22 protein-coding genes are annotated in these 23,276 nt (G+C 65.9%); 10 read left to right on the plus strand and 12 right to left on the minus strand.

The window, feature by feature from the left end; genetic code table 11:
* Positions 1–513 (minus strand): sigma-70 family RNA polymerase sigma factor, encoded by a 513-nt coding sequence (locus L3V85_RS13490; RefSeq protein WP_237679695.1) that lies wholly within the window; start codon positions 511–513, stop codon positions 1–3.
* 129 nt (positions 514–642) lie between these two features.
* Between L3V85_RS13490 and L3V85_RS13495 the strand changes: the two genes are divergently transcribed.
* A complete protein-coding gene (locus tag L3V85_RS13495) occupies positions 643–1,566 on the plus strand; it encodes a protein NO VEIN domain-containing protein (RefSeq protein WP_237679696.1) in 924 nt (307 codons plus the stop codon).
* On the opposite strand, the gene L3V85_RS13500 is transcribed toward L3V85_RS13495, so the two are convergent.
* Positions 1,535–2,917 carry a hypothetical protein gene (locus L3V85_RS13500; protein ID WP_237679697.1) on the minus strand — a complete coding sequence of 461 codons (1,383 nt, stop codon included), beginning with the start codon at positions 2,915–2,917 and terminating at the stop codon, positions 1,535–1,537. The genes L3V85_RS13495 and L3V85_RS13500 overlap by 32 nt on opposite strands.
* Before the next feature lie 561 nt (positions 2,918–3,478).
* Between L3V85_RS13500 and L3V85_RS13505 the strand changes: the two genes are divergently transcribed.
* From L3V85_RS13505 to L3V85_RS13520, 4 genes are all read left to right on the plus strand, one after another.
* The gene (locus L3V85_RS13505) at positions 3,479–3,697 is read left to right on the plus strand and encodes a hypothetical protein (protein ID WP_237679698.1); all 219 of its coding nucleotides are present in this window, start codon (positions 3,479–3,481) and stop codon (positions 3,695–3,697) included.
* Positions 3,698–3,863: 166 nt separating this feature from the next.
* Entirely contained in the window at positions 3,864–4,421 is a 558-nt protein-coding gene (locus L3V85_RS13510; RefSeq protein WP_237679699.1) for a PAAR domain-containing protein, read from the plus strand.
* Positions 4,418–5,029 (plus strand): type VI secretion system amidase effector protein Tae4, encoded by a 612-nt coding sequence (locus L3V85_RS13515; protein WP_237679700.1) that lies wholly within the window; start codon positions 4,418–4,420, stop codon positions 5,027–5,029. Before L3V85_RS13510 ends, L3V85_RS13515 begins: the two co-directional genes overlap by 4 nt.
* Positions 5,030–5,049: 20 nt before the next feature.
* Positions 5,050–5,637: a hypothetical protein gene (locus L3V85_RS13520; protein ID WP_237679701.1), complete on the plus strand. Its 588-nt coding sequence runs from the start codon at positions 5,050–5,052 to the stop codon at positions 5,635–5,637.
* Positions 5,638–5,642: 5 nt separating this feature from the next.
* Here L3V85_RS13520 and L3V85_RS13525 read toward each other — a convergent pair whose 3' ends face one another.
* The 3 genes from L3V85_RS13525 to L3V85_RS13535 all read right to left on the minus strand — a co-directional run bounded on the left by L3V85_RS13525 (position 5,643) and on the right by L3V85_RS13535 (position 9,165).
* Positions 5,643–6,971 carry a sulfatase family protein gene (locus tag L3V85_RS13525; protein ID WP_237679702.1) on the minus strand — a complete coding sequence of 443 codons (1,329 nt, stop codon included), beginning with the start codon at positions 6,969–6,971 and terminating at the stop codon, positions 5,643–5,645.
* A gap of 23 nt (positions 6,972–6,994) precedes the next feature.
* Positions 6,995–7,993 (minus strand): Bug family tripartite tricarboxylate transporter substrate binding protein, encoded by a 999-nt coding sequence (locus L3V85_RS13530; RefSeq protein WP_237679703.1) that lies wholly within the window; start codon positions 7,991–7,993, stop codon positions 6,995–6,997.
* 155 nt (positions 7,994–8,148) lie between these two features.
* Positions 8,149–9,165 carry a Bug family tripartite tricarboxylate transporter substrate binding protein gene (locus L3V85_RS13535; protein WP_237679704.1) on the minus strand — a complete coding sequence of 339 codons (1,017 nt, stop codon included), beginning with the start codon at positions 9,163–9,165 and terminating at the stop codon, positions 8,149–8,151.
* Positions 9,166–9,290: 125 nt separating this feature from the next.
* On the opposite strand from L3V85_RS13535, the gene pcaQ reads away from it, so the two are divergent.
* The 3 genes from pcaQ to L3V85_RS13550 all read left to right on the plus strand — a co-directional run bounded on the left by pcaQ (position 9,291) and on the right by L3V85_RS13550 (position 12,123).
* The gene (gene pcaQ / locus L3V85_RS13540) at positions 9,291–10,220 is read left to right on the plus strand and encodes a pca operon transcription factor PcaQ (RefSeq protein WP_237679705.1); all 930 of its coding nucleotides are present in this window, start codon (positions 9,291–9,293) and stop codon (positions 10,218–10,220) included.
* Positions 10,221–10,309: 89 nt separating this feature from the next.
* Positions 10,310–10,915 carry a TetR/AcrR family transcriptional regulator gene (locus tag L3V85_RS13545; RefSeq protein WP_237679706.1) on the plus strand — a complete coding sequence of 202 codons (606 nt, stop codon included), beginning with the start codon at positions 10,310–10,312 and terminating at the stop codon, positions 10,913–10,915.
* Positions 10,912–12,123, plus strand: a complete 1,212-nt coding sequence (locus L3V85_RS13550; RefSeq protein WP_237679707.1) for a DUF418 domain-containing protein — start codon at positions 10,912–10,914, stop codon at positions 12,121–12,123. Before L3V85_RS13545 ends, L3V85_RS13550 begins: the two co-directional genes overlap by 4 nt.
* 47 nt (positions 12,124–12,170) lie before the next feature.
* Here the strand turns inward: L3V85_RS13550 and L3V85_RS13555 are convergent, their stop codons facing one another.
* Together L3V85_RS13555 and L3V85_RS13560 are read right to left on the minus strand one after the other, a co-directional pair.
* Positions 12,171–13,856 carry an amidohydrolase gene (locus L3V85_RS13555; protein WP_237679708.1) on the minus strand — a complete coding sequence of 562 codons (1,686 nt, stop codon included), beginning with the start codon at positions 13,854–13,856 and terminating at the stop codon, positions 12,171–12,173.
* Positions 13,857–13,890: 34 nt separating this feature from the next.
* Positions 13,891–14,655 (minus strand): helix-turn-helix transcriptional regulator, encoded by a 765-nt coding sequence (locus L3V85_RS13560; RefSeq protein ID WP_237679709.1) that lies wholly within the window; start codon positions 14,653–14,655, stop codon positions 13,891–13,893.
* A gap of 150 nt (positions 14,656–14,805) precedes the next feature.
* Between L3V85_RS13560 and L3V85_RS13565 the strand changes: the two genes are divergently transcribed.
* A complete protein-coding gene (locus L3V85_RS13565) occupies positions 14,806–16,146 on the plus strand; it encodes an amidohydrolase (RefSeq protein ID WP_414080213.1) in 1,341 nt (446 codons plus the stop codon).
* Positions 16,147–16,149: 3 nt separating this feature from the next.
* On the opposite strand, the gene L3V85_RS13570 is transcribed toward L3V85_RS13565, so the two are convergent.
* The 5 genes from L3V85_RS13570 to L3V85_RS13590 all read right to left on the minus strand — a co-directional run bounded on the left by L3V85_RS13570 (position 16,150) and on the right by L3V85_RS13590 (position 22,379).
* Positions 16,150–16,710 (minus strand): hypothetical protein, encoded by a 561-nt coding sequence (locus L3V85_RS13570; RefSeq protein WP_237679711.1) that lies wholly within the window; start codon positions 16,708–16,710, stop codon positions 16,150–16,152.
* Positions 16,711–16,721: 11 nt separating this feature from the next.
* A complete protein-coding gene (locus tag L3V85_RS13575) occupies positions 16,722–17,858 on the minus strand; it encodes a hypothetical protein (protein ID WP_237679712.1) in 1,137 nt (378 codons plus the stop codon).
* A 131-nt stretch (positions 17,859–17,989) separates the two neighbouring features.
* The gene (locus L3V85_RS13580) at positions 17,990–19,069 is read right to left on the minus strand and encodes a mechanosensitive ion channel family protein (protein WP_237679713.1); all 1,080 of its coding nucleotides are present in this window, start codon (positions 19,067–19,069) and stop codon (positions 17,990–17,992) included.
* Positions 19,069–21,312: an FUSC family protein gene (locus tag L3V85_RS13585; protein ID WP_237680559.1), complete on the minus strand. Its 2,244-nt coding sequence runs from the start codon at positions 21,310–21,312 to the stop codon at positions 19,069–19,071. Before L3V85_RS13585 ends, L3V85_RS13580 begins: the two co-directional genes overlap by 1 nt.
* Positions 21,313–21,314: 2 nt before the next feature.
* Positions 21,315–22,379: an inositol monophosphatase family protein gene (locus L3V85_RS13590; RefSeq protein ID WP_237679714.1), complete on the minus strand. Its 1,065-nt coding sequence runs from the start codon at positions 22,377–22,379 to the stop codon at positions 21,315–21,317.
* Between the two features lie 117 nt (positions 22,380–22,496).
* Here L3V85_RS13590 and L3V85_RS13595 point away from each other — a divergent pair, with 117 nt between their 5' ends.
* Positions 22,497–23,237, plus strand: a complete 741-nt coding sequence (locus tag L3V85_RS13595) for an RNA methyltransferase (protein ID WP_237679715.1) — start codon at positions 22,497–22,499, stop codon at positions 23,235–23,237.
* Positions 23,238–23,276: the final 39 nt, after the last annotated feature.

Below are 23,276 nucleotides of genomic sequence, written 5' to 3' on the forward strand. Positions count from 1 at the left end.
TCAGGCCTCCAGCTGCGCAGGGCAGGTGTACAGATGCACGATGGCCTGCTTCACGTACCGCTCGACCGACGTAATCGAAATGCCCATGCGCACCGCGATGTCCGCGTGCGCCAGGCCTTCGAGCCGGCGCAGCAGAAACGCCTCGCGCACCTTGGGCGGCAGGCCGTCCAGCCAGCGGTCGATGGTTTCGACGGCTTCGCGCACCAGCGCGTAGGTTTCCGGGGAGGGCGCCAGCTCTTGCGGTTGCGCCGCAAGCGCGTCGAGCCATGCGCGTTCCAGCTCGCGGCGGCGCCAGAAGTTGTAGAGCACCCGCTGCGCCAGCGTCGTCAGGTAGGCGCGCGGCTCCTGGATCGCCTGCGCCTGCCCGCCGCTGATGACCCGCACGAAGGTGTCCTGCGTCAGGTCCGCGGCCGTGTGGCCGTCGCCCAGCCGGCGCCGCAGCCAGCCTTGAAGCCAGTCGCGGTGCTCCCGGTAGAGCGCGTCGATCGGGGCTGTCGCGGCGGGGGAAGGCATGAAACGAAAATGCGGCAGATGAGAATTGCTCTCATTCTATCTGTCGGCCCGCAGTGCCCACCCCAAGGCCGCGGGACTGCCCGATGCGGCATACTCCCCACCCCCTCAAACTCACCAGAATTCCACTGAATGGACAAGGAAGTCGACCCCCGCGTACTCACTGTGATCGACGAGATGCGGCTCTCGGGCCCCAGGCTCACACCGGTCGAGATCGTCGCAAAGATGGGTGTGTTCGACGCTCGCGACAAGCCTTTCGAGCATGCCTGGCTGGCCACTGGCGACAACGTCATCGCCACCATCTGGGCCGAATGGGTGAACGTGGCCGCCAACGGGCGCTGGTTCTACCTCGAGTCGCTCGACGTGCACCACCGCGCCGGCGGCGGTGAACGCAACGCACAACAGATACAGCGCGCCAAAGACCGGCTCGCGCTGCTCAAGCGCAGCTACGACAGCGGCAGCGGCTTTCGTGCCGTGGTGCAGACCAACCGCATCGCCATCCTCGAAGTCGAAAGCAACAAGGACGCCAAGGTGTCCACCCGCGTGCGCGACGACGACGAATGGCACGTTGCCAGCTGGGAACCCGATCTGAAACTGGCCGTGCTCGTGCGCGGCCCGAGCGGCTGGACGCCCACCGACGCCGAAGTGCAGGCCGCCAGGGCGCGCGGCAACGTGCCGCAGCCCATCTCGACCACGGCCAATGCGGCCGCGGCAGGCGGCGGCGACAAGGCATCGCCCGAACAGGTGCAGGCCGCGGCCCTCGAATACGTCGTCAAGCACTTCACCGGCTACGGCTACAAGGCCGAGAACATGACCGGCAAGGGCTTCGACCTCGAAGTGTCCAACGCCAAGGGCCAGACCCTGCTGCGCGTGGTCGTCAAGGGCACCGCACCGGGCGTGCCCAGTTTCAAGCTCAGCAAGGAAGAAAGCGACTGCTCCAAGCGCGAGGCGCTGTGGCGCCTGCTGGTGGTGACCGATGCCGGCAGCGGCGTGGCGCAGCACAAGATCTACAAGCCGACGGAGATCAATTCGGCGCCGGGGTTTGATCCGGCTTGATCGACAACTCGGGGGGTGTCATCAGACGAGCGACCGCCTCTTCGAAAGCGGGTGCTCCAGCGTTCGATATCCGCAGGTACCCGGGGTGCGGCATGTGGAGCAGCAACTGCGGAGGTGCATTCCGCAAACCGCTCACCAAGAAGTTAACGGGCTTGGTGCCACCGGCCATGGTCGCGACATCGATCGAGGCCTGGCTGGAGTTTTGTCTCCAGTCCGCAAGCAGGGGCGAATGGAACCCCTTCGTTTCCGTGAGGCTTCGCACGACGATCACGACCTTCGGTCGAAACAGCGTGAGCAGGCGCGACAGCTGCTCGTCTGCGAACTCGATCGCTCGCTCCAGCAGCGCTGAATCGAGAGCCTGCACTAGTTCTGCAAGCTTGCTGCTCCCCCATGGCAGATAGTTCACCATGGCCACCGCGTCGCTGCTGAATCCCGCTTTCTGAATAGCCCGGAAGAGCGAACGCCATCCAGGTTTGCTGTCGGATTGAGGGGTCCAGCCCGCGCGGGCAGTGCGGTCAGCGCCGAAGTAGGCCTCGCCGAAGTATCCGCTTCGTAGTTGCTCTTCAAGCGTGCCGTAGGGCGAGCCCGCAACGAGTTCGCCGGCATTGGGGTTCGAGCCAAGGATCAGGACATCCAGCCTTCGCCTCTCCAATGCGGCCGCGACCTCGTCGAGCGTGCTGCAGCCGAACGCCGTACCCCTGAATGGAGTCGAGTAACTCAGCGTTCCCGGCAACAGCTGAACGTTTTCCGAACGGCCGGCAAAGAGCGCAGGCGCTTCCACGAGGGATCGCAAGAGCGCGCGCGTTTCCGTCGAATCGATCTTGATGGGTGGCTGAGAAATTGTCGGGGCGCCTCGATCTAGAAGGCCCGAGCAGACAGCGGCGGAAATCGGAGGTAGCGCCAGAGCGGGATCGACCTCGTCGTTGCCGTCAGGCGTCTTCACCGTCTCAGGTTCCGCCTGACCGGACAAGACGCGGACAAGCTCTGTGAGCACTTCACCAAGGTCGGCGTGGATGCTGACGTAGCTGCTCTTAATGATTACCTTCGCGCCTCGCTGCTCAAACTTGCTGGTGAGCCCTGTCAACTGATCCTTGCACCGGCTCGGTATGGCCGGCCCGTGTGTGACCTTCAGGTACGGCGCTTGCGTAGACGGATACCAAGCCTCGACAGATCGAATGCCCCACAGATTGGCGACTGCGAACAGCTTGTCATAGTCCTGCCCCGCATTCGCGTTGGGCTTTACTTCACGGATGGAAAACACGCGCTCCAATCCAATTGATTGGGCCAAGGCGCGAAACTGATTTGCGCGCGCTTCTCGAGCTTCTTGCGATTGGGAGCAAAAGTTGGTCATGGGGGCTTGCGTTTCGTGGCGCCATAGTCTCCACCAGACCATGCCGCTGCGCGCGACGACTGAAGGCGAGAACCAAGCATGGCAGCGCTTTCCGTTAGACAGCCGCTGCAGACGAGCCTGCTGCTTGTTTGCCCGGCTCAACGGCGGCGAAACGCACCCAACTGTCAGAGCTTTGTGTCCCGCCACTTCATCCCGGCAGATATCTCATCGATTCGAGAATTCCTCGACGAAATCTTTTCTCTTGCGCGGCTTCGCTTCTCTACAGTGAATGCCCCTGCCGCAAGACGCCCCTCCTTGTGGGCGACGAACACCGTGAAAAGGAACTCTCCGAACTTCTGATCAAGTGAACTGATGAACCGCCCACCTCACGGCGGGTTGCCGGTGCTCCCTTGGTGCATCGGTGCGAACGTGAGGCACAAAAGGCGACGGCCAGGGCGCGCAAACACCCTGACCGTCTGACCACATGACGTGCACTACTTTTCAGAGAAAGCACACCAAATGGCTGAGCGAATTATGGCCGGGCGTTCTGCGCCCAAATCTTCCCGCCGCACACGTGGCACCATGAACCCGACGGCGACCACCACCCCGACAGCCGACGAGGCAAGAGACCTGCTCGAAATCAAACTGGCGCAGCTGAATTCGCTGCTGTGGTGCTGTTATGGCGACGGCAATGGATGGTTCGAGGAGGCGGGGGAGAAGCACCGGGATCACATGCTCTGGATCGCTGCGGATTTGGCGCGAGAGGCGGAGATGTTGTTGGAGGTGAGTGTGAGGGGGTAGGTAGGCCGGCCGGGACCTGGAGCTTTCCTCCACGCCATGTCGCGCCGAGGGTTGCCATAGCTTCCCGTCGTTGCAGGCGAGTTTAAAAAAACGCACCAAGCGGTCTTCAGCATTGTTGAGATTCAGCGCCTCCATATTCGCCGATGATCAGGCGAAGGAGGGCTGAATGAAAATAATCGGATGGATACGCGAGGGCGATAAAGCCGCTTGTGGCGGCGTCGTAGCCGAAGCTCATTTCAGTTGCATGAGCTACGGTCGTGCACTGTCATATGAGGGGGCGGCAATTGCTTGCCGGAAAAACTGTCACGCCATATCTCGCGGGCATCGCGCATCGTTGCCGAACGGCCGCGAAATGCTCATCCACGGCGACATAACTACCGGTGGATGCCCGCTTATCTCAACCCTCAATGACATTCACGGGATCGACTATGAAGGTGGAGCAGCCGTTCCAGAAGAGTTCTTCCAGAGTCCAGCGAGCGGCTGGGTTGCAGGCCCGGGCACTCCCACACCCCTCGAATACGACGAACAAGTTCAGTTCAGCGCCACTGGAAATGCCGCGCTGATCGGCTTACCGTACTACGTCGAGACCCTGGACGGGCGCACATTCTCGGGGCGCGCCGGAGCTGATGGTTTGCTCCTGCGCGTCGGCACCTACGGCGCAGACGAGTACGCGGTCTATTGGGGAGACGAAGCTCTTGCCAGGATGGCGGGGAGCGACGAATGACGACAAGAAAACTGGCGCAGCAGGTCCAGGTTCAGACGAACACCGTCAAGGAGTCGATCTGCAAGGTCAACGTGACTGCAGTGAGGTTTGCCGACCTGTGGAGCGCTTATCCAAGTGGATATCCATATGTCGATGCAAAGACCGGAAAGCCACCAAGAGGCTACGAAAACCAGTGCGCAATCAAAGTGAGCAAGGCACTTCACGGCGTGGGTGTCGAGATGAAGTCTTTCAGGGGGAGTTCGATCTCGCTCGACAAATTGAGAGCCGGTGTAGTCGCGACGGAACTTTCGAACTGGCTCAAGTTGCAGCCCTTTTGTGGTCTTCCTGAGCAACCGGAGAATGTGACGGGACCGGACTGGCAGGAGAAGATAAAAGGCAGAACCGGGATCATCTACTTCGAGGACTACTGGCGCCGAAGTGGTGAGAGCAAAACCGCAACAGGCGATCACATCGACCTATGGAATGGATCTCGTCTTCCCGCCAATGCTGCAAACAACGCGCGCCGGATCGGGATTAATAGCGTCCAGTGGTTGCCTTGGCCGCTTGATGATTTCAATTTCAGCGATCTGGCGGGAAGCAAGAAGATTCTTTTCTGGGAGGTGAAATGAAAAGATTGTGGGTGTGCCTGATGCTCGCACTCGTCGGTCTGTTCTGTGGCGTCGCCGTTTCAATGCTCAATGGCGCATTCGAGGCAAGGCATTGCGGCGAAGATTGCGCGAGTGCTGCACTCGGGTCTCTGTTGGCCTGGGCTGGAGCTGGCGTCGTCGTATTCCTGGTCTTAGGGCTGGTGCTTTGGCCGCGAACACGAAAGACGTTCAAGAGCCTTGTCTGGGTTGCTCTTCTTCTCGCGTCCGCTTCAACGCTTCCATCTTTGGGTATCTACGGCTATGAACTGCACAGCAGATACTGGAAGGATGAATGGAGCAGGCATATTCCAAATTCCGACTACAGCTTGATGGTGATCGCAGCCAATTCAATTGAAGTAACGACCGCGGGAGCCGAATCAAAAATCCAGATAAAGCAATGGGAGCGCTGCGCTTTGGGCTCTATTGATTGTGAAAAGAAGCCGCGTTCGCTGGAGGCGATATGCCTCGGCAGCGGAAAGGTCGTCACGATTGAAGAATCGAAATGGCCCGTCTTCCGGCGCATCCCTGACGAGGATCTGCAGGGTTTGAATGACAGGCCAGGTGACATGCAGCTGTGCAAGGTGCGGTAGAGACCTTATCTCTGCGGCATGTCCTTGGTCGAATATCCAAGACTCACAGTCGCATCCTCCGGAATGGCCGGCATCGTCGCATTCCAAGCCGCCCAATCCGCCCGCATAGAAGCAAGTCGTTCTGGCTCTTTCTTCGCCAGATTCGCCCGCTCGCGTTCATCCCCGGGGATGTTGAACAGGTATTCGTTCCCGTCCACCTTCAGGTACTTCCAGTCGCCGTCGCGCAGCGCTTCCTGGCCGCGATGGTTCATGCGCCAGTGCAGCGGGCGGCGGAAGCTCTTCGACGCGTCCTTGAGCACGGGCATCAGCGACACGCCGTCCAGCGGATAGTCCGGGTGCGCCGCCACGCCAGCCGCTTCGAGCATGGTGGCCGACCAGTCCATGGTCATGCACAGCTGTGGGCTCTCGCCGCCCTTGCCGATCACGGCGGGCCAGTGTGCGATCCATGGCACGCGGATGCCGCCTTCGGTCAGGTCCATCTTGCCGCCGACCAGCGGCCAGTTGTCGGAGAAGCGTTCGCCGCCGTTGTCGCTGGTGAACACCACCAGGGTGTTGTCGGCCATGCCGTGCTTCTCGAGCGCGGCCATGATCCAGCCGATGCCTTCGTCCATGTGATGGATCATGCGGCGGTACACATGAATGTTGCCGCCGGCCAGGTCGAACAGGTTGTCCTTGATGTTCGGCGCTTTCGCCGCGTCGTCGCGGGTCTCCCACGGCCAGTGGGGCGCGGTGTAGTGCAGGCTCAGGAAGAAGGGGGCTTCGTCTTTCTTCTGAAGTTCTGCCATGCGGTCGACGTAGTCGACTGCACGCTTGGAGAGGATGTCGGTGAGGTAGCCCTCTTCGACCTTGTCTTCCTCGCCGAACCACAGGTCGTGGCGGCCGGTGGAGTCGCAGTGCGTGAAGTAGTCGACGCCGCCCGACATGGGCCCGAAGAACTCGTCGTACCCCGAGCGCAGCGGCCCGAAGGTGGGCGGGTAGCCCAGGTGCCACTTGCCGATGAGCGCGGTCTGGTAGCCGCTGGCCTTGAGCAGTGAAGGCAGGGTGGGGTGGTCGGTCGGCAGGCCCAGGGTGGTGCTGCCGCGGCTCTTGCTGTTGATCGGCTCTTCGGCCGCGCCGCGCAGGCGGTACTGGTAGCGGCCGGTGATCATGCCAAAGCGCGTGGGCGAGCACACGGGCGAATTGGCATAGCCCTGCGTGAGCTTCAGGCCGTTGGCGGCCAGGCCGTCGAGCACGGGCGAGACGGGGCCGAATACGGCGTCGCGGCCGCCATAGCAGCCGAGGTCGGCATAGCCGAGGTCGTCGGCAACGATGAAGATGATGTTGGGTCTGGTCATATGTCTCCTGGGGTTCCTCGCAGTCAGGGCTGGTAGCCCGACTTTTGTACGACTGGCGACCACTGCGCCCGGTAGGCCTTGAGCATGGCCACGGTCTGCGCCTGCGTGCTGACCACCGGCGTCATGCCGGAGTCCTTGAACTTGCGTTGCGTGTCCGGGTCCTGCATGACTTCGCGGATGGCGGTGGCCAGTTGCTCGATCTTGGCCTTGGGCATGGTGGTCGGCGCGAAGAAGGTGTTCCAGCCGGTGGCGGCCAGGTCGAGGCCGGCTTCCTTGAAGGTGGGAATGTTCGGCGCGAACGGCGAGCGCTTGGCGCCCGACAGCGCCAGGATGCGCAGCTTGCCCGCCGTGTGCTGCGGCAGCACCACGTCTTCGGTGTCGACGGCAATGGGCACTTGCCCGCCGATCAGGTCGTTCAGCAGCGGCGCGGAGCCGCGGTAGCCGATCACCTGTGTCTGCACGTTGGCCTTCTCGCCCATCATGAGCCCGAAGAAGTGCGGCAGGCTGCCGGTGGCCGGCACGCCCACGTTGGCCTGGGCTGGGTTGGCGCGCATCCACGCGAGCAGGTGGCTCAGTTCGCGCACGGGCAGGGTGGGCGACACGGCGAGCGCGAAGTCGTAGTCGTTGACGTGCGACACGGGCACGAAGTCGCGCTCGGCGTCGTAGTTGTTGTCCTTGAAGACCAGCGGCGCCACCACCATGACGGCGGGGTTGGCGAGCATCAGCACGTTCTGGTTGGCGGGCGTGATCTTCACCTGCTGCGCCGCGAGGCGGCCGCCCGCGCCGGGCTTGTTGTCGACGATGACCGCCACGCCCAGCTTGGTGCCGAGCTTGTCGGCCACCACGCGCGCCACGCGGTCGGTGGCGCCGCCGGGCGCATAGCCGACCACGATGTGCAGCGGGCTGTCGAGCTTGGCCTGCGCCACGGCGCTGGTGGCAAAAGCCGCCGTGAAGCCGGCGATGGCCAGCAGGCCGACAAGGCGGTGGGTGGCGCGGCGGGTGAGGGAATGGGTCGGCAGCATGATGGGCAGGTCCTTGTCTTCGTCTTTTCAGGCAATGGCCAATGAGTGTGACCGCGAGGTCCGCGGTTGCGGACGATTCTGAGGACGCTGCGTTCGATTGTTCAAATCAACCATTGCCCGGGTTTACCCCGGGGTGCGGCTCTCGGTGGACGGGTTCAGTCGACCTTCATGCCGGTGGCCTTGACGATGCGGCCGTAGCGCGCAAGGCTGGCCGCCAGGTGGTCGCTGGCGGCGGTGCCGGTTTCGCCGAGCGGCACCATGTCGAGCGCCGCAATGCGCGACTTGACCTCCGGCAGCGCCATGGCCTTCTGCAGCGACGCGCGCAGGGTCTGCATCACGGGCTCGGGCGTGGCGGCCGGCACCATCGCGAGGTAGAGCACCTCGAACTCCAGGTTCTTCAGGCCCAGTTCGCCCACGGCGGGCACCTGCGGCAGCAGCGGCGAGCGCTGGCGGCCGGTCACGGCCAGGGCGCGCAGCTTGCCCGACTGCACCTGCGGCAGCAGCCCCGGCGTGGCGAGGATGCCGGCCTGCACTTCGTCGCCCATGAGCGCCAGCACCGCCGGCGCGTTGCCCTTGTAGGGCACGTGCGTGATCTTCGCGCCGGTCTCGCTCGCGAAGATCTCGGCGGCAATGTGGCCCGGGCTGCCGTTGCCGGCGGAGCTGAACGTGGCGGGCTCCGCCTTGGCCTGCGCGATGAACTCGGGCAGGGTCTTGGCCTTCACGTTGCCGGCCACGCCGAAGCTCAGGCCCGAAGAGCTGAAGATCATCAGCGGCTTCAGGTCCTTGGCCGCGAACGGCATCGACGGGTAGAGGTGCGGGTTGATGGTGAAGGTGGTGTCGATGCCCAGCAGCACCGTGTAGCCGTCGGCCGGGCTCTTGGCCACGAAGTCGGCGCCGATGTTGCCGCCCGCGCCGGGGCGGTTGTCGACGATGAAGGGCTGCTTCAGGTCTTTCTGCAGCGCATCGGCCAGCGTGCGGGCCAGGATGTCGATGGGGCCGCCCGCCGGGAAGTTGGTGAGCAGCTTCACCGCCTTGGTGGGGTAGGGGGCGTCGGCCGCGTGGGCGGCCGTGGCGCCAAGGCCCAGGCCCAACGGCAGCAGCGCCGCGCAGGCGGCGGCAACGGCAAGACGGCGGCGCGCGCCGCCGAAGGCGTTCTTGAAAACGGTGGTCATGTCTTTCTTTGTCTCCTGATCGAAGGCAACTCTAGAGCGGTGGCGAGGCCTGCACAACTGAAAGCTCTTCCAACAGGTATTCCCAATAGTTATATTTGAAAGCCCGCCCCACAGAGAGAAGCCCCATGTCAGCCATGAACTTTGCGCGCCTGAAGCTGCGTCACCTGCAATGCCTGGTGATGGTGGCGCAGGAGCGCAACCTGGTGCGCGCCGCCAAGGCGTTGTCGCTCACGCAGCCCGCGGTGTCCAAGACGGTGGCGGAGCTGGAAGAAATCATCGGCCGACCGCTGCTGCTGCGCCGCCGCCGCGGCGTGGAGCTCACGCCGGCGGCCGAGGTGCTGGTGCGCCATGCCGTCTCGGCGCTGCGCGGGCTCAGCGAAGGCTTGGGGCTGGCCATGGACATGCCCGAGGCCGACCAGCTGCACGTGGCCGTCGGCGCGCTGCCCAACATGGTGGCCAACCTGCTGCCCGAGGCGGTCGCCTTGCTGCATGCCTCGCATCCCGCGCTGCGCGTGCGGGTGGTGAGCGGCATCAACGCGCAACTGATGACGCAGCTGCGCCAGGGCGAGATCGACCTCGTGCTGGGCCGCCTCGCGCAGGCATCGGCCATGGCCGACCTCGCGTTCGAGCATCTCTACAGCGAACCGCTGCTGCTGGTGGTGCGGCCGGGGCATCCGCTGGCCTCGCGGCGCAAGCCGGCGCTCGATGCGCTGGCCGGCTATCCGCTGGTGCTGCCGGTGTCGGGCTCGCTGATCCGCCACACGGCGGACGCTTTTCTCATCGCGCAGGGCGTGGCCCTGCCCAACCGGCTGGTGGAGGCGACGGACACCAGCTTCGCCATCGGGCTGCTGCAGCGCTCCGAGGCGGTGTGGTTCGCGCCGCAGGGCGCGGTCGAAGGCTTCCTGGCGCGCGGCGAGCTCAAGCGCGTGGCCATCGACACCGCCAGCACCGAAGGCCCGGTGGGGCTCACGGTGCGGCGCAACAGCGAGCCGGGCGAGGGCGCGCGCCTGTTGATGGAAACCATCCACGGCATCGTGCAGAAGCGAAAGCGCTGAGTGCCCGGCGGTTCCGAAAGGGTTTCTTAATATTAGATCGAGCGTTTAGTCTAATAATTGGCGCATGACCGGACAACCGAGCCCATGCCATGCGCAAAGTCGACCCTGAACGCCAGCAGGCCAAGCGCCGCCAGATCATGGAGGCCGCCGCCGATTGCTTCGCGCGACGCGGCTTCCATGCCACCACCACCGCCGAGATCTGTGCCGCCGCGGGCATGAGCCCGGGCAACCTCTTTCACTATTTCGACAGCAAGAGCGCCATCGTCGAAGCCATCATCGAAGAAGAGCAGCGCGACACCGCCGCCTACTTCGAGACGCTCGGCGACGCGCCCGACCTGCTGGAGGCGCTGCTGGGCTTTCTCGACGTGGTGATGGGCTTCGCGGCCGACAAGGCCTATTCGCGCCTGGCGCTCGAAATTGCGGCGGAGGCCACGCGCAACCCGACCGTGGGCGCGCGCGTGGCCGCGAGCGACGCCGCCACGCGCGAAGCCATCGCCGCGCTGCTGCGCACGGCCGTAGCGCGGAGGCAGGTGGACGCGAGCCTCGATGCCGGCCAGACGGCAAGCTGGATCGCCGCGCTGATCGACGGGGTCTTCGCGCGCCTGGCCGTCGACTCGAGCTTCGAGCCGGAGGCCGAGGCGCCGATGCTGCGGCTGATCGTCAGCCGCTTCCTGCGTCCCGGGAGGGCGGCATGAGCACGACGGCTCCGGCGCGCGAGCGCCAGTCGCTGGTCGATGCCCTGCGCGGCTTTGCGCTGCTGGGCATTCTGGTGGTGAACATTGCGACCTTCGCCTCTCCCTTCTACGGCATGGGCGTGCCCGACCCGATGGCGCAGTCAGCGGCCGAGCGCGCGGCGCTGTTCATGCGCTCCTTTCTGTTCGAGACCAAGTTCTACCTGCTGTTCTCCTTCCTCTTCGGCTACAGCTTCACCCTGCAGATGGACTCCGCCGAGCGCGACGGCAAAGCCTTCGCGCCGCGCATGCTGCGGCGTCTGCTGGGGCTGTGGGTGCTGGGCCTGTTGCATGCGGTAGTGCTGTACCACGGCGACATCCTCACGACCTACGCGGCGATCGGCGGCGTGCTGCTGTTGCTGCGGCGGCGCGGCGACGGCTTCATGGCGTTCTGCGCGGTGGCCTTGGTGCTCGTCACCTCGCTGCTGTGGGCCAGCCTCGGCTATCTGATGACGCGCGCCGGCATCGATGCCGACACGCGCAGCCTTCACGCGGAGGCCATGGCGGCGCTGCACGCCTACCGGGGCACGCCGGCCACGGTCATCGCGCAGCACCTGCGCGAGCTGGCGCAGGTGTGGGTGGTGCTTGCACTCGCGCAGGCGCCGACGGCGCTGGCGATGTTCCTGGCGGGCTTCATCGCCGGACGGCGCGGGCTGTTGGCGAATGCCGCCGCGCACCGGACCCTGTTCAAGCGCCTGGTGATCTGCGGGCTGCTCATCGGGTTGCCGGGCGCCGTGGTCTACGGCCTGTCGACGATGCGCGTGGGCGACGGCGGCCGAGAGGTGGTCGGCTTCGGGCTCGGCTTGCTCACGGCGCCTTTCCTCACGGCCGCCTATGCATCGGCGCTGCTGCTGTTCTTCCAGACGCCACGCGGGCAGGGGCTGGTGGCGTGGCTGGCGCCGGCCGGGCGCATGGCGCTGTCCAACTACCTGCTGCAGTCGCTGGTGTGCGCATGGATCTTCCTGGCCTACGGGCTGCGGTTGATCGGCTCGGTCGGGCCGCTCGGCGGCTTCGCGTTCGCCTTCTCGATCTTCGCGGCGCAACTGGTGCTCAGCCGCTGGTGGATGGGACGCTTTGCCTATGGCCCGGTCGAGTGGCTGCTGCGCGCGTTCACGCTGCTCGAATGGCCGTCGATGCGCAAGGCTCAGCGCGTGAAGAGCGTCGAGAGCTGATACGCCGCGAAGCCCACGAGCACCATGGCCGCGGCCGGCATGGCCGATCAGCGTGCCGCCGGAGCCGCGTAGACCTGCTCGCCCGCGAGCCAGGTGCCCAGCACCTTGGTTTTCCAGATGTCGCCGGGCGCGGCGGTGAACGGGTCCTGGTCGACGATGATGAAGTCGGCCCACTTGCCGGGCTCCAGCGAGCCGGTGGTCTTTTCCTGGTGTTCGGCATAGGCCGCGTCGAGCGTGAAGGCGCGCAGCGCCTGCGGCAGCGTCATCGCTTCCTCGGGGTGCCAGCCGGCGATGGGCTTGCCCTGGTGGTCCGTGCGCGTCACGGCCGCATGCAGGCCGAAGAAGGGGTTGGCCGACTCCACCGGAAAGTCCGAGCCGCCCGCGATCACCGTGCCCTGCTTCAAAAAGGTCTGCCACGCATACGCGCCCTTGATGCGCTCCTTGCCCACGCGGTCTTCGGCCATGTTCATGTCGCTGGTGGCATGGGTGGGCTGCATCGACGCGATCAGGCCCAGCGTCTTGAAGCGCGGAATGTCCTGCAGCGACACCACCTGCGCATGCTCGACGCGGTTGCGCCGCGCCATGCCGCTGGCGTCTTCCTTGTAGGCGGCCTCGAAGGCGTCGAGGATCTGCCGGTTGGCCGCGTCGCCGATGGCGTGCACGTTGACCTGGTAGCCGGCCTTCAGCGCGGTGCGCACCTTGGCGCGCATCGCGGCGTCGTCCATGAACAGCAGGCTCTTGTTGTTGTGGTCGTCGCTGTACGGCTCCAGCAGCGCGGCGCCGCGGCTGCCGAGCGCGCCGTCGGCAAAGAGCTTCACCGCGGCCAGGCTGAAGCGGTCGTCCGCGTAGCCCTTGAGCGGGCCCTGGGTGGAGAGCTTCTTGTAGTCGTCGCCCACGTCGTTGATCATGGCGTAGACCCGCGAGCTGAGCTTGCCCGCGTCCGCGAATTCGCGGTAGATGCGCACTTCGTCCGCGCCGGTGCCGGCGTCGCCCACGCCCGTCAGCCCCAGCGAGGCGAAGTGGCGCAGGGCGGAGTCGAGCGCGAGGCGGCGCTCGGCGTCGGTGTAGGGCGGCATGACCTTGGTCAGCAGAAGCTGCGCCTTGTCGATCAGGATGCCGGTCGGTTCGCCCTTGGCGTCGCGCTCGATGCGCCCGCCCACCGGGTCGGGCGTGTCGCGGGTGATGCCGGCCAGCTGCAGCGCCTTGGTGTTGGCCCAGATGGCGTGTGCATCGACGCGGCGCAGCGTCACCGGGCGGTCGGCAATGGCGGCGTCGAGTTCGGCGGCCGTGGGAAAGCGGTCGAGCTTCCACAAAACCTGGTTCCAGCCCGAGCCCATGATCCACTGGCGCGCTGGGTTGGCCTGGCCGTAGGCCTTGATCTTCGCCTGTGCCTCGGCCAGCGTGCGTGTGTCGGTGACGACCACTTCGCTCTGGCGGAAGCCGACGCGGAAGACGTGGCCGTGCGCGTCGATCAGGCCGGGCAGCAGCGCGCGGCCCTGGCCGTCGATCTTGCGGGCGTCGGGGTATTGCTTCGCGAGCGTGGCCGCTTCGCCGACGCCGAGCACGCGGCCCTTGTCGAAGGCCAGCGCCTCGAAAGACACGAGCTTGTCGCCCGCGAAGGTGTAGCCCTTGACGGGCGCGACCACGGTAGGCTCGGCTTGCGCCGAGGCGCATGCGAGGGCTGCGGCAACGGGCAATGCGCCCAGCAATTTCCTGAAGAGAGCCTGGCTCATGGGTGTATCGATGTCGTTTGAAAAATGAAAGGACTCAGTGCGCCGCCAGCGTCAGGAACTCGCGCAGGTTCTGCACGCCGAGCTTGGCGTACACGCGCTCCTTGTAGGTGATGACGGTGGCCGGCGAGAGCGACAGCCGCCGGCCGATTTCCTTCGCGGTGCAGCCTTCGGTCATCAGGCGTGCGGTTTCGCGTTCGCGTGGGGAGAGCTGGGGCCATGCGCCGGCCTGCGTCGCCGGTGCATGCAACTGCTGCTGCATGGCTACCAGTTCGTCGTGGCGGTGCGCCAGCGCCATGAGCGTGGCCGCATGCGCGCGCATCAGCCGGGCGGTGCGCTCCCGCTGCACCTTGGTGCGGGAGAAGTACAGGTTGAGGTAGCAGGTCTGCTCGCGCCACCGGCGCACCAGCGACACCTTGCCGTCGAAGCCGGGGCGGTCGAACAGCAGGCGGCGGTACTCGGCGTCGCCGATGCCGGCGGCCGAGGTCCAGAGCAATTGCAGCTCGGGGCGCGGCGCGGCGGGCCGGCGCGCGTCGCTGAACATCAGCGGGTAGTGCGGGTCGCGCGCATAGAAGCGCTGCACGAAGATTTCGGTGGTCGACTCGATCAGGTCCTGGTCGAGCACGCTGGCGGCCGACGCGGCCTGCACGCGCCCTTGGGCGTCGTAGCTCAGGTAGCTCACGTGGTCCACGCCCAGCGCCGTGTGCAGGCCCTCGAGCAGGCGGGAATGGAAGGCGGGGCTTCCGAGGTGCTGGACGGCCTCTGCGAGCCATGCGTCCTGCACCGGCAGTTCGTTGTTCATGTGTGTCTCCGGCGTTCAAATAATGCCATGCGGCGCCGTGGCAAAGTTCCCGTGCCCGCATTCGTGAGGACATACACGCCCGGTGCCGCGACCTAGAGTCCCGGCCTCGGCCAAGGCCCACAAAAAAACATTTCAACCGGAGACATGCCAATGAAGAAGAATTTCCTGAACCCCGTGCTGGCCGCCGCGCTCGCCTTCTGCGCCGCATCGGCCCATGCGCAGGCAGGAGACGCCGCCTCGCTGCAGGCGCAGATCGACACGCGCGCCAAGGCGGTGGAGGCCAGGCTGATCGCGTGGCGCCGCGACATTCACCAGCATCCTGAACTCGGCAACTACGAGATGCGCACCGCGAAGCTGGTGGCCGACCATCTGCGCAAGCTGGGCTTCGAGGTGAAGACGGGCGTGGCCAAGACCGGCGTGGTCGGCCTGCTCAAGGGCGGCAAGCCGGGCCCCGTGGTCGCGCTGCGCGCCGACATGGACGCGCTGCCGGTGAAGGAACGCGTCGACGTGCCCTTCGCCTCGAAGGCCAAGGGCCAGTACCTGGGCAAGGAAGTCGACGTGATGCACGCCTGCGGCCACGACACCCACGTCGCCATCCTCATGGCCACCGCCGAAGTGCTGGCGAGCATGAAGGACCAGCTGCAGGGCTCGGTCAAGTTCATCTTCCAGCCGGCCGAGGAGAGCCCGGCCGACTTCGAGCCCAACGGCAGCAACATGTGGGGCGCCAAGCAGATGGTGGCCGAGGGCGTGCTCGAGAACCCGAAGGTCGACGCCATCTTCGGCCTGCACGTGAGCAGCGGCATCGAGTCGGGCAAGCTGGCCTGGCGCAGCGGCGCGGCCATGGCGGCGGCCGACCAGTTCTGGATCGACGTGAAGGGCCGCCAGACGCACGGCGCGCGCCCCTGGGGCGGCATCGACCCGATCGTGGTGGCCTCGCAGATCGTGATGGGCCTGCAGACCATCCAGAGCCGCCAGGTCAATGCGATGCTGGAGCCTTCGGTCATCACCGTGGGCACCATTCACGGCGGCAACCGCATGAACATCGTGCCCGAGAAGGTCGAGATGATGGGCACCGTGCGCACCTACGACGAAGCCATGAAGAAAGACATCCACGCGCGCATGAAGCGCACCACGGAGTCGATTGCCGCGAGCGCGGGCGCCGAGGCCACCTTCAAGGTGGTGGAGCTCTACAACGCCACCATCAACCAGCCGGCGCTGACCGCGCAGATGGCGCCCACGCTGCAGCGCGTGGCGGGCGAGGGCAACTGGATGCTCGGGCCCAAGGCCACGGCGTCGGAAGACTTCTCGTTCTACCAGGAGCGCGTGCCGGGCCTGTTCTTCAACCTGGGCGTGACGCCCAAGGGCGTGGACGTGACCAAGGCCGCGTCGAACCACTCGCCGGAGTTCTACGTGGACGAACCGGCGCTGGTCAACGGCGTGCGCGCGCTGGCGAACCTCACGGTCGACTACATGCTGGCGTCGGCCAAGTAGGCGTCAGTTCGCAACTTGCTGCCGCTTGCCGGTGTTCGAGCGCGTCCTCTGGAGGTGCCGACCGTGCTGTCTCGTGGAAAAACCGAGTTCTTCCGGACTCACATCGTATTCATTGATCAGCGTACGGACTTCCGCGACGACCCGCGGCTTGTTGGCCGCAATCAATTCGTCGAGTTCACGCTGGAGATCGGTGATTCGTCGATGCACCTCTTCTAGGGGGATCTCGGCCTTCAGTGTCGTGCGCCGCTTGTCCGCACTTCGTCCTTGCGTTGCATCGGCATGCTTGCGCTCGGCCTTGTCGTTCTCGTCGATGCTGGCGAAGGTTCGAGACAGCTTCTGGAGAATCAGCTTGCGCTGGCTGTAATCGGTGTTCTGAAGGCGCTTAACGACGGCGGTCTTGTTCGCGAGTTCGTCGCTGCGCTTGGCAAGTTTGCTGAACTTGACCGCTAGCGTATCCAGGTCATCCATGTCTTCCGGTCGCAGCGCGTCGCTGGGCTCCGAGCCTTCTGAATCGGGGGCCGGATTCAGAGCAATCAATTTTTTCAGCAGGGCGTTGCGATCCATGGGTCGTCCTTCTATGCAACTGAAAGGGATTCCATCTCTTGTGCCAAGTCCTTGGCCAGTTCATGTGCAAGAGTATAAAAATCCAGCAAATCGTTCGCCGCGATGCCGTTGCCGGGGCGTTCCAGGCCAACCAACTGGCGCAGTTCATCAGCCGCGGCCCGGTCGAGGTCCCCCAGCATACGCTCAAGCTCCTCGCCGCGGGCCGAACTCGAAATTCTGGCCATGACGGGATGGTTGAGCACACTCACGATGTCGCTGGCGGGCTCTTCCATTCCCGCAACCAGATACCAGGACAGTGCGCGTTTCAGCGCCTTGACGAGCTTCGGACCCGAGGTCGGCAGATCCTTGCCGCCAGCTTCGGTCAATGCTTTGGCCTGGTCCTTGAGCCAATTCATGTAGCGCCCGATATCCGCCGCCGACACGAGCGAACGATGGGGCTGCCGCGCCTGCTCGCAAACCACGATTTCCTGGTATTGAAAGCTCAAGGCTGCGTTGCGCGAATCGGTGCCGCCAATGTCGGTCGAGAGGATCATGTTGGTGACCGCGATCGGGCCGAAGCGTTCTGGCGCGGCGACATAGTCGAGCTTGACCCGTTCGAACTCGGTCTCTGAATCGGTGTGCAGTTTGATCCGGTCCAGAAACGGCTGCAAGTTCAGGAAAGGCCGATGCTCGGCCCGGTCTTCCGACTTGACGCGAAAAAGGCAGGGCAGCGTTTCCTCTTTTGCCTTGGCGTCCACCTTGATCTTGGCGCTGTCGAGATCGTCGAAGTAGTACTCGCAGAAATCAAGATCAGTGATGGAAGCGACCTTGCCCAAAAAAGTGGCGCTGCCGCTCAAGCAGATGTTGCCGGATTCATTGAGCCTGCAGGCAGTTAGCAGGTCGTCGATTTCCTCAAGCATGTCATCTGCAGGAAACATCGACGCGAGATTGAACGGCACGTAATAGCTTCTGCCCTGGAGCGACTTGACGAGATAACCCGGGGAAGCAGGAGCCCACTGAAACCCGCTCGAGGCCAGCAAAAGCGCCGAGCCCTGAGCGCGCAATTCAAGATAGTCCTTCACGAGGCCAGACAGTGCTTCGTCAGGCGGCTGCTTGTTGAATGCGTGCTGTGCACAGGTCAGCGGGATGGACGTGGTTTCATCGGGCATGGAATGGTCCGGGTGATGATTCCTGCCCCATCAGGCGAGGCGGGAACCGAACTCTTAGCGCTCGTGCAGTATCTCAGATGAAGTTGCCCGGTAGCTGCCGCATCGGCGGCGAAGGTCACCCAAGGCCGCGCTCAGGCGTGCTGGGCCGGCTGCGGCATCTGGCGCTCCTGCGCGCCTTCGCTCTCGATGCGCATCTTCGGCAGGAACTGCGGGTACTCGCGCTGCATGAAGTCGATGAGCCCTTCGCGCACGTTGCAGCGCAGGTCGAAGGCCAGGCCCGAGGTGGCGGCGGTGCACAGCACGCGGATTTGCATGGTGCGTTCGGTGGCGTCGGTCACGCGCAGGTTGAAGAAGCGGCCGTCCCATTCGGACGAAGACTTCACGATGCGCTCGACCTCCTCGCGCAGCGGCGCGAGCGGCATGCCGTAGTCGGCGTAGATGAACACCGCGCCCAGCAGCTGCGACGAGTGGCGCGTCCAGTTCTGGAACGGCTTCTCGATGAAGTAGGTGAGCGGCAGGATCAGCCGGCGCTCGTCCCAGATCTTGATGACGACGAAGGTGCCGGTGATTTCCTCGACCCGGCCCCATTCGCCTTCGACCACCAGCACGTCGTCGATGCGGATCGGCTGCGCCAGCGCGATCTGCAGGCCTGCAATGAGGTTGCTGAACACGGGCTTGGCCGCCAGACCGGCCACGATACCGATCACGCCGGCCGAGGCCAGCAGGCTGGCGCCGACCTGGCGCGCGCCCGGGAAGGTCATGAGCATCATCGCGCCGCCGGCCACCAGCACCACCGTCATGGCGGTGCGCGCGAGCACGCGGGTCTGCGTGAGCACGCGGCGCGCATGCAGGTTGTCGGCCACGTCCGACGGGTTCTGGGCCAGCACGCCTTCCGCGAAGCCGCTGATGGCCCTGACGGCGAGCCAGGTGGTCGAAGCGATCAGCAGCAGGCCGGTGAGATGGCGCACGTTGCCGATGAAGTGCAGGTCGTCGGGCGCGCCCTGCCACACCACGTTGAGCGCCAGCAGCGGGAGCACGAGCCGCGCCGCGGAATTGCAGCTGACCACCATCGAATGGATCGTCGGGGCAGGGCGGGTGATCCGCCGCAGGACAAGGCCGCCGATACGGTGCGCGAGAAGAGAAAGGGGAACTGCGATCAGGGCGGCAACCCATGTGCCGAACCAGGGGTGGGCGAGTATCTCTTTGATCATCAGGCGGTGGTCGTCTTTGCTTGGGTTGTGGTTTCGTTCAGTGGTTGAAGAATGCGGGCCGCGTCGTCGCGCAGCTGCGTGGCGAGGGCCGTGGCCAGATCGAGGCGGCGCAGCAGCCAGGGGCTGATGTCGTTGTCGAACGGGTCGGGCAGGGGAATCGGTCCGCCGACAGCGGTGGAACCGCTGCTCTCGGGGTGAGAGGGGCCGGTGGTCGGCATAGTTCCGATGGCGGCCTCGATTCGTTGAGATGTGCGGCTGATGGGGCCTTCGACCTCGCCCGGCGTGAGGCGGTCGCGCCGCAGCACGAGCATCGATTTCACTGCGCTCAGTTGCGCGAGCAGCTGGTAGCTGTGGGCCTGCAGGTGTTCCAGCGGCTCCAGCGGCGGCTGCACCGCGCGCGGTTCGGAGAGCGAACGCTGCGTGGCCTGCACCAGCGCGGAGAGGCTGTCGTAGGCCTCGCGGCGCGCGAGCCGCCATTCGAGCTCGGGGCTGCTGTCGATGGCCTGCAACTGGCCCAGGCCGAGCGCCAGGCGCGCGTGGCGGGCCTGCGCGGTGAGTACGCGCGCCACCAGCGCCGGGATCTGCGTGCGCTCCCAGGATGGCAGCACGTAGCAGAAGCCCCAGGCCAGCGCGGCGCCGATGAGCGTGTCGGCGATGCGCTCGAACAGCGCGAAGATGGGCGCCACGCCCACGTTCAGCATGTGGGCCTGTACCAGGCCCAGCACGGTGGCGGCCACGGCGGTGATGAGGTAGCGCCGCACCGCGAAGCTGTGCGCGATGGCCTGCGCCACGGTCACGATGGCCAGCAGCGCCAGCGCCGACGGATGCGCCGACAGCAGCCCCACCGCGAGCACGCAGCCCAGCAGCGTGCCGGCCACCCGCGCGTTGCGCCGCTCCAGCGTCTGCGAGAGGCTGCCGCGCAGCACGACCACGATGGTCAGCAGGATCCAGTAGTCGTGCGAGCCCCACGGCATCGACACCGCGATGGCGTAGCCGGCCGCGATGGCCAGCGACGCGCGAATGGCATGGCGCAGCGGTGGCTGATCCCAGCGCCACAGCGTGAAGAAGGGGCGCCACGACCAGTCGGTCGGGCTCACGAACATCTGCCAGTTGGCGCGCACCACGGCCAGGTTGGGCTCGGCGTCGCCGCGGGCCATGGCCGACAGGCGCAGCACTTCGTCGTTGATGTGGCCGATGCGGCTGGCCAGTCCGCGCGCCAGCATGGCGGCGGTGGGGCCGATGTGCCCGCCGCCGTTGCTGCTGTCGTCGGACGACACATGGATGGCCGCCAGGCGCGGGCGCCGGTCCGCCACGGCGGCGGGCTGGCGGCGCATGAGCAATGCGTCGGCCAGCGCCATGGTTTCATCGGCCAGCTCTTCGAGCACCTGGCGCATTTCGATGAGCGCCGCGGCGTGGGCCGGGTGGGCGCGCAGGGCGTCGAGGTCGAGCTCGCTCGCGAGCAGCTGGTCGCGCATTTCGAGCACGATCACCAGCATGGCGGCCAGCCGCTGGCGGCGCGGCGTGCGGGGCGATTCGAGCACGATGTCGCGCGTGGCCTGCAGCTGGTCGGCCAGCGCGGCCTGCTCGCGCAGCAATTGGCCGAGCACCGGCGCGGGCGTGTCGCGCACGTCGCGGGTGTCGTCGTGGGGCAGGAACTGGCCGGCCTCGGTGCGCATGAGGGCGGCCAGCGAATACAGCACGTCGGCCACCGACTGGGTGCGAAAGCGCCCGTTGAGCAACAGGTTGGCGAGCGTGGCCCAGATCGCGTACAGGCCCGCGCCCAGCCCGAAGTGCCAGGTGCGCTCGAGCGCATCGGCCATGTCGCGCGGGGCCTGCGTGGCCATGGAGAAGATCATCGAGAACATCACCGCGATGGCGATGGGGATGCCCCGCTTGCCCCAGGCCATGGCCAGGAAGGCCATGAAGGTGGCGGGCACCAGCAGCAGCCCGAGGCGGATGGGCGCGGTGTGCAGCATCTGCACCGCGAAGAAGAGCGGCAGGCCGATGAGCGGTGCCGGCAGCATCTGGAAGAACTTGCCGCGGCGCGGGCCGGGCAGGTCGGGCGGGGCGGTGACGATCACGCCGGTGGCGGCCGCGGAGGCCGCCAGGGTGCCGAGCCAGAGATGGACGCCGCCCGAAATGAACAGGAGCCCGAGCGCGACGGTGAGCCCGCTCGCGACGTAATGGCTCAGCGCAATGCGCAGAGCCGCGCGAACCCTGGCGGCGGCGCGGGGCCCCAGCACCATCACTTGGCGGAAGCGTCGCCCTCGGAGGCGCTGCCGGTGCCGGGTGCCGCGGGTGCGTCGCGGCGGATGCGCGTGAGCTTGCGCGGCGCGGCGGGGACGGCCACGGCGGGCTTGTCGCCCTCAGCGGTTTCGTCCGCGAAATCGACCACCGTGCTGCGGGCGTAGAGGTCGACCGACGCGTCGTCGGGGTTCGACTTGGTCGAGGCCGACACGGCGCGCATGCGGTCGCTGGCGCGCAGCTTGTCGTCCACGTTGGCGAACTTCGAGTACTTGGCGAGCAGCGGCACCAGCTGGCCGTAGATGCGCGGCGCGGCGGCCAGGCATTCGCGCTGTTCGAGGAATTCGGGCTCGCCCGTGAAGTTGCCGATCAGGCCACCGGCTTCGGTGACCAGCAGCGAACCGGCGGCCACGTCCCACGGGTTCAGGCCGGTTTCGAAGAAGCCGTCGGTGAAGCCGGCGGCCACGTAGGCCAGGTCCAGGGCTGCCGCGCCGGGGCGGCGCAGGCCGGCCATGCGGGGCATCATGTCCGCCATGATGGCCAGGTACTGCTTGAAGTTGTCGCCGGTGCGGAACGGGAAGCCGGTCGAAATCAGGCACTCGGTGAGCTTGGTGCGCTTGGACACGCGGATGCGGCGCTCGTTCATGTAGGCGCCGCGGCCCTTGGTGGCCGTGAACAGGTCGTTGCGGCTCGGGTCGTAAATGACCGCCTGCTCGATCTTGCCGCGCACCGATAGCGCGATCGACACGCAGTAGACCGGGAAGCCGTGGATGAAATTGGTGGTGCCGTCGAGCGGATCGATGATCCAGACGTAGTCGGAGTCCTTGGCGCCGTATTCGGTGCCCGATTCTTCGGCCAGGATGCCGTGCCCCGGGTAGGCGCCGAGCAGCGTTTCGATGATCGCTTGCTCGCTCGCGTGATCGACTTCGGTGACGAAGTCGTTGACCTGCTTCTGCGAAATGCGCACGGCCTCGACGTCGAGGGCAGCGCGGTTGATGATCGCGCCGGCGGCGCGTGCGGCCTTGACGGCCACGTTGAGCATGGGATGCAGGTTGGGGGACGACATTGGATTGTGAGAAGAACAGTAGGGAGGCCGCGGAGGCCCCGAAGGCGGCCCGGCGATGCGGGCGGCGAGAATCGGGCATTTTACCGGCTCCGCCGTTTCGTGTCTCCTGAACCCGCCATGCGCACCCGTTTCATCCTGATCCAGACCAGCCACGCCGGCAATGTGGGCGCCGCCGCCCGCGCCATGAAGACCATGGGTTTCTCCGACCTCGTGCTGGTGGCGCCCCGCTGGGCCAACGTGCTGCGGCGCGAGGAAACCATCCAGCGCGCGAGCGGCGCGCTCGACGTGCTGACCAACGCCCGCATCGTCGAAACGCTCGACGAAGCCCTCGACGGCGTGACCCACCTGTGCGCCACGGCCATGATTCCGCGCGACTTCGGCCCGCCCACCCGCACGCCCCGGGAACACCTGGAGCCCCTGGCGAAGCAGGGCGACCAGCACGTCGCCTTCCTGTTCGGCTCCGAGCGTTTCGGCATGCGGAACGAAGACGTCTACCGCTGCAACGTGGCCCTGACCATTCCCACCGACCCGAAATTCGGCTCGCTCAACCTGGGCGCGGCCATCCAGGTGGTGGCCTACGAATGGCGGCTGGCGCTGGGCGGCTACGAGGTGCGGGAGTCCGTCAACCCGGTGCAGGCGGCCGATGCGCAGGCCGTGGCCGGCATGCTCGACCACTGGGAGCGCTCGCTGGTTGATATCGGCTTCCTCGACCCCGAGGCGCCCAAGAAGCTCATGCCGCGGCTGCAGCAGCTCTTCAACCGGGCCCAGCCCACGCCCGAAGAAATCCACATCCTGCGCGGCATCGCCAAGGCCATGAGCGACGCGACCAAGCCGCCCCGCGGCTCCCTGCCTGAATAAAACCTTATCGCCCGTAAGCGATGACGGCGGGCTATAGAC

The organism is Variovorax paradoxus, assembly GCF_022009635.1.
Taxonomy (GTDB): Bacteria; Pseudomonadota; Gammaproteobacteria; order Burkholderiales; family Burkholderiaceae_C; genus Variovorax.

Bases quoted from the DNA above. Each gene is read 5' to 3' on its own strand.
- L3V85_RS13490 (WP_237679695.1), bottom strand. From the start codon at position 513: ATGCCTTCCCCCGCCGCGACAGCCCCGATCGACGCGCTCTACCGGGAG.
- L3V85_RS13495 (WP_237679696.1), top strand. From the start codon at position 643: ATGGACAAGGAAGTCGACCCCCGCGTACTCACTGTGATCGACGAGATG.
- L3V85_RS13500 (WP_237679697.1), bottom strand. From the start codon at position 2,917: ATGACCAACTTTTGCTCCCAATCGCAAGAAGCTCGAGAAGCGCGCGCA.
- L3V85_RS13505 (WP_237679698.1), top strand. From the start codon at position 3,479: ATGAACCCGACGGCGACCACCACCCCGACAGCCGACGAGGCAAGAGAC.
- L3V85_RS13510 (WP_237679699.1), top strand. From the start codon at position 3,864: ATGAAAATAATCGGATGGATACGCGAGGGCGATAAAGCCGCTTGTGGC.
- L3V85_RS13515 (WP_237679700.1), top strand. From the start codon at position 4,418: ATGACGACAAGAAAACTGGCGCAGCAGGTCCAGGTTCAGACGAACACC.
- L3V85_RS13520 (WP_237679701.1), top strand. From the start codon at position 5,050: ATGCTCGCACTCGTCGGTCTGTTCTGTGGCGTCGCCGTTTCAATGCTC.
- L3V85_RS13525 (WP_237679702.1), bottom strand. From the start codon at position 6,971: ATGACCAGACCCAACATCATCTTCATCGTTGCCGACGACCTCGGCTAT.
- L3V85_RS13530 (WP_237679703.1), bottom strand. From the start codon at position 7,993: ATGCTGCCGACCCATTCCCTCACCCGCCGCGCCACCCACCGCCTTGTC.
- L3V85_RS13535 (WP_237679704.1), bottom strand. From the start codon at position 9,165: ATGACCACCGTTTTCAAGAACGCCTTCGGCGGCGCGCGCCGCCGTCTT.
- pcaQ (WP_237679705.1), top strand. From the start codon at position 9,291: ATGTCAGCCATGAACTTTGCGCGCCTGAAGCTGCGTCACCTGCAATGC.
- L3V85_RS13545 (WP_237679706.1), top strand. From the start codon at position 10,310: ATGCGCAAAGTCGACCCTGAACGCCAGCAGGCCAAGCGCCGCCAGATC.
- L3V85_RS13550 (WP_237679707.1), top strand. From the start codon at position 10,912: ATGAGCACGACGGCTCCGGCGCGCGAGCGCCAGTCGCTGGTCGATGCC.
- L3V85_RS13555 (WP_237679708.1), bottom strand. From the start codon at position 13,856: ATGAGCCAGGCTCTCTTCAGGAAATTGCTGGGCGCATTGCCCGTTGCC.
- L3V85_RS13560 (WP_237679709.1), bottom strand. From the start codon at position 14,655: ATGAACAACGAACTGCCGGTGCAGGACGCATGGCTCGCAGAGGCCGTC.
- L3V85_RS13565 (WP_414080213.1), top strand. From the start codon at position 14,806: ATGAAGAAGAATTTCCTGAACCCCGTGCTGGCCGCCGCGCTCGCCTTC.
- L3V85_RS13570 (WP_237679711.1), bottom strand. From the start codon at position 16,710: ATGGATCGCAACGCCCTGCTGAAAAAATTGATTGCTCTGAATCCGGCC.
- L3V85_RS13575 (WP_237679712.1), bottom strand. From the start codon at position 17,858: ATGCCCGATGAAACCACGTCCATCCCGCTGACCTGTGCACAGCACGCA.
- L3V85_RS13580 (WP_237679713.1), bottom strand. From the start codon at position 19,069: ATGATCAAAGAGATACTCGCCCACCCCTGGTTCGGCACATGGGTTGCC.
- L3V85_RS13590 (WP_237679714.1), bottom strand. From the start codon at position 22,379: ATGTCGTCCCCCAACCTGCATCCCATGCTCAACGTGGCCGTCAAGGCC.
- L3V85_RS13595 (WP_237679715.1), top strand. From the start codon at position 22,497: ATGCGCACCCGTTTCATCCTGATCCAGACCAGCCACGCCGGCAATGTG.